The sequence below is a fragment of the Bacillus sp. 05T22 genome (assembly GCF_056396765.1).
Genome location: NZ_JBFTMC010000192.1, coordinates 1 through 4,145, shown reverse-complemented (window position 1 = coordinate 4,145; position 4,145 = coordinate 1). Strand labels below are relative to the sequence as shown.

Genomic DNA, 4,145 nt, shown 5'->3' with positions numbered 1-4,145 from the left:
GTCATTCTCCTCGTCTCATTTTTCTAGAATATAGCTTAGTTTAAAAAACTTTGCAACAGAACCAAAATTATCATATCTTAATACGAAAAAAGAGGAGGAAATAATATGACAATCGCAACGGCAGTTTTATCATTCTTAGGTGGAATCATCCCATTAGTAGGAGAGCTTTTAAAAGCAGTAATGTAAGTTCATTATTCCGCAATTATTTATAAAAATTATCATACAAATGATCTGTATATCAAAGATGAATTGATGTGCAGATCATTTGTGTGAGCAAAGTCCCTTTAGCATTATGAAGGGACTTTTTTAAATTTCTACATACTTGAGGTTCCGTCACATCAACATCAAGTTAAAGCACTTTTAAAAATTAGTTTACTTTCAAAAAAATGATTTCATTAGTCTTATCCGGCTGTACCCCGATTCGGCAGGCCGAATACAGACCTTGGGCTTTGCCCAAACCCACTGGGGAACTCTTCCCCAGGCCCCCTTCTAAAAAAAACAAAAACGTGGAATAAATAGCTGTTCTCCAGTGAACGCTTCGTTTCCTTACATATTTGTAAGCTTTTTGTCATGTATTTAGATAGTAACGAATGTATAACAATATTATATTTAATGAGCAGTATTAATAGTGTACATAAAGAAATCATTTAAATATGGAGGTTTTAAAATGAAAAAATATATTTTAACTTTACTATCTTTACTTATAGGAATCGGGTGTTTAGTTAGCCAAAATATCATCGGATCTACAGTTGCACCAAATGGTACTCTTATCGAAACATTTTATCTAATACCAATCGGTTTTTCATTTATAGCATTAGCTTTAATTAGTAGCGCATTTATTGGGTTCAGAAAACCGATAAACCAATAATAACATTTGACTGGAAGTCCAATACTCATATATTAGTAAAAGTAGAGTGGTTCAACTCGGAGGAAGGCACCTTAGGGTGTCTTTTCTTTATGGTGTCCTGCCGATAAAACACGGATATCGTATACAATCCGAGTTTTGTTGATGGCACCCCATGCCCATCAAGCTAACATTTTGAAGGGCCCCAAAAACGAAAAAAATGAACTTTGTTGCTATAAAAGGCACAAAATTTTCGTTTTGGGGGTATTATGTGATCTTAAGTTGATGGAGATGTGGTGATACCCATCTTTAGATAAACAGATCCTTTTTTTAATAGGTATTCTTCTACTTCTTAATTAAGAAATAGTTAAGAAATAGTTAAACCCCATTTAAAAATTTTTTCCCATAATAAAATTATAGACACACAAGAAAGTTGGTATTTTCACATGAGTACAATAATAAAAACCGTAAATTTAACGAAGTTATATGGTAACCAGAAATCAGTTGATAACTTGAATTTAAATGTACATCAGGGACAGATTTATGGATTTATTGGCCGAAATGGTGCGGGTAAAACAACTACTATCCGAATGTTATTAGGATTAATAAAACCTACAAGTGGAAAAATCGAAATATTCGGTGAAGATTTAGCGAAAAATCAGAAGGAAATTTTAAGAAGAATAGGTTCAATTGTTGAAGTTCCTGGTTTTTATGAAAATCTAACCGCAAAGGAGAATTTATTAATTAATGCTAAAATTATCGGATTGCATAAGAAAAATGCGATTGAAGAGGTATTAGAAATTGTGGGACTACAACATGAAACGAAAAAACGGGTAGGAAAATACTCTTTAGGAATGAAGCAACGGTTGGGAATTGCAAGATCTCTTCTCAATTATCCTGAATTATTAATATTAGATGAACCGACTAACGGCTTAGACCCAATTGGTATTAAAGAAATGCGAAAGCTAATTAAATCTTTAGCGATGGAAAGAAATATAACCATATTAATTTCTAGCCACATTTTAGCTGAAATCGAACAATTAGTCGATTATATGGGGATTATTCACGAAGGAAAACTATTAGAGGAAGTTGCTCTTGATACACTTCGAAAAACAAATCGTCAATACTTAGAATTCCAAGTAAATAATGACAATAAAGCTGCGATGCTGTTAGAAAGTCAATTTCATATCTCAGATTATGAGGTTCATAATGAAGGAAACATTCGTATCTATTCTCATTTTGGGCAACAAGGAAAGATTAATAAAGCGTTTGTCCAAAACGATATTGAAGTATTAAAAATTATGATGAGCGAGGATAAATTGGAAGATTACTTCACCAAATTGGTTGGGGATGGAACAATTGGTTAATTTATTATACACAGAACTATTAAAATTAAAACGGTCTTATATGCTTTTGATTAGTATTATGGGGGCAACGGTAGCACCTTTTATGGTAGTAGTAGCTTCATATATAAGCATAAAAACAAAACATCCTACTCCAACTATTGTGTTTGAACAACTGTTTAATGAAGTCACTTTGTATACTGTTGTAGTGATTGGAGTCCCCCTATTTGGAGTCATCACCGCTTATCTTTTTAATCGTGAATATGCAGAAGACACATTAAAAAATTTATTAACTATTCCTGTATCACGCATTAAATTCCTTATAAGCAAATTAATAGTCTTATTCTTATGGATTATGCTCTTAATTTTGGTTGCTTGGGGACTAACTGTCATTTTCGGTCTATTAGGACAGTTTAAAGGTCTTAATTCATTATTATTAATAAATTCCTTAAAACGACTTCTTATAGGTGGGGCATTTCTTTTTATTCTATCAACACCAGCCATATTTATAACAATTGTATTAAAGAGTTATGTACCAACTATGGTATTTACGATTGTAATAGTCTTATTAAACTTAATGACGACAAATTCAAAACATAGAGGATTGTTTCCATGGCAAGCAGCAGGAGATATTTCAAGAAATACGCTTCTTCCCACTTACCCTCCCGAATATTCCTATATTGTTATTTTTGCAACATCTTTCATTGGATTAATAGCAGTAATTACATATTTTAAAAGGGTAGATATTCACTGAGGATGTAATATTTGAAACTACCTAAGGTTTGAAAAACAACGAAAAACTATAGAAATATACGCAATTAAGGAGAGATTTGAAAATGTCTTTTTCTCAATTAAATATTGATGCTTTTCGAGCTATCAATGATTTAGGTAAACAATATTCGTTTCTAAACTCAACCATGATATTTTTGGCAGAATATATGGTGTATTTCTTAGCTTTAATTATTGTAGTGTATTGGTTTACTCGATCTAATCAAAATAGAATGATGATTGTTCAAGCGATGATTGCTTTTGTGACTGCTGAGATAATTGGAAAACTCGCAGGAAAATTTCATTTGAATTATCAACCATTTGCAGTATTACCTGATGTTAATAAACTTGTCGATCATGCAGTAGATAATTCATTTCCTAGTGACCATACGATTCTATTTTTTTCAATTTGCTTTTCATTTTGGCTTGTTCGTAAAAAGGCTGGATGGTTATGGCTTGTGCTTGCATTCTGTGTAGCTATCTCTCGTATCTGGGTAGGCGTTCATTATCCTTTCGATGTCGTAACGGGGGCTTTATTAGGAAGTATTTCAGCATTATTTTCGTATTGGTTAACACCGAAAATTACATTTATCAAAGAATTACTTAAACTTTATGAAAAAATGGAGCAAAATGTCTTACCATCCAAAAACAAATCGAAAGACTTTTAAGTATATGTAATTGTAAAAAGAATTGCACATTATAAAAATCTAAAATAAATAAAGTAGGATATTGAAGAGTAAACATACGATAATGGTATATGAYTCAGGATTCAGTCATCAGCAAAGATTATGTAAAAAATTAGCCGATTCCCTGTACGTTAAGGAATCGGCTAATTTTCGTCCAAATTGTGTCTAAACGTACATTGATTAGAGTATTATGAAGAGAGGACTGTTCGTTCAATATAGGGACGAATATCCTCTCTTTTTATAGATGTTAGAAATATAAACAGTAGCTTACATATTTAGTCTAGTTCGTATATTATGTAGCTACAACGCCGTCTCAAGAAGTTGGAAGGTGGGAACAGGCAATTACGTGAGCAATTAAAGATTGCTTACGCAGATATTTATAAGGGTTCTGTTGCAAAGTTTCCGAAGACATAAAGAGATGGGGAATATTGCGGACCAGTTTTATGAAACTATTAATAATTCGTGTAATGCGTTATACGTCGAAAAAACGAAGTTTGGTTGAAG

Annotated in this window: 4 protein-coding genes; all 4 read left to right on the top strand. The window is 32.3% G+C overall.

Annotated features, from left to right (window positions below):
• Positions 1 to 667: 667 nt before the first annotated feature.
• The 4 genes from AC1DIT_RS27360 (at position 668) to AC1DIT_RS27345 (ending at position 3,623) form a co-directional block, all read left to right on the top strand.
• Positions 668 to 868 carry a DUF3955 domain-containing protein gene (locus tag AC1DIT_RS27360; RefSeq protein WP_016115613.1) on the top strand — a complete coding sequence of 67 codons (201 nt, stop codon included), beginning with the start codon at positions 668 to 670 and terminating at the stop codon, positions 866 to 868.
• Positions 869 to 1,290: 422 nt separating this feature from the next.
• Entirely contained in the window at positions 1,291 to 2,211 is a 921-nt protein-coding gene (locus AC1DIT_RS27355; protein WP_016115614.1) for an ABC transporter ATP-binding protein, read from the top strand.
• Positions 2,204 to 2,941, top strand: coding sequence for an ABC transporter permease (locus AC1DIT_RS27350; protein WP_016115615.1), 738 nt, complete (start codon positions 2,204 to 2,206; stop codon positions 2,939 to 2,941). Before AC1DIT_RS27355 ends, AC1DIT_RS27350 begins: the two co-directional genes overlap by 8 nt.
• A gap of 82 nt (positions 2,942 to 3,023) precedes the next feature.
• Positions 3,024 to 3,623 (top strand): undecaprenyl-diphosphatase, encoded by a 600-nt coding sequence (locus AC1DIT_RS27345; protein WP_016115616.1) that lies wholly within the window; start codon positions 3,024 to 3,026, stop codon positions 3,621 to 3,623.
• Positions 3,624 to 4,145: the final 522 nt, after the last annotated feature.

Excerpts from the sequence above, each read along its gene's own strand:
- AC1DIT_RS27355 (WP_016115614.1), top strand. The coding sequence starts at position 1,291 with ATGAGTACAATAATAAAAACCGTAAATTTAACGAAGTTATATGGTAAC.
- AC1DIT_RS27360 (WP_016115613.1), top strand. The coding sequence starts at position 668 with ATGAAAAAATATATTTTAACTTTACTATCTTTACTTATAGGAATCGGG.
- AC1DIT_RS27345 (WP_016115616.1), top strand. The coding sequence starts at position 3,024 with ATGTCTTTTTCTCAATTAAATATTGATGCTTTTCGAGCTATCAATGAT.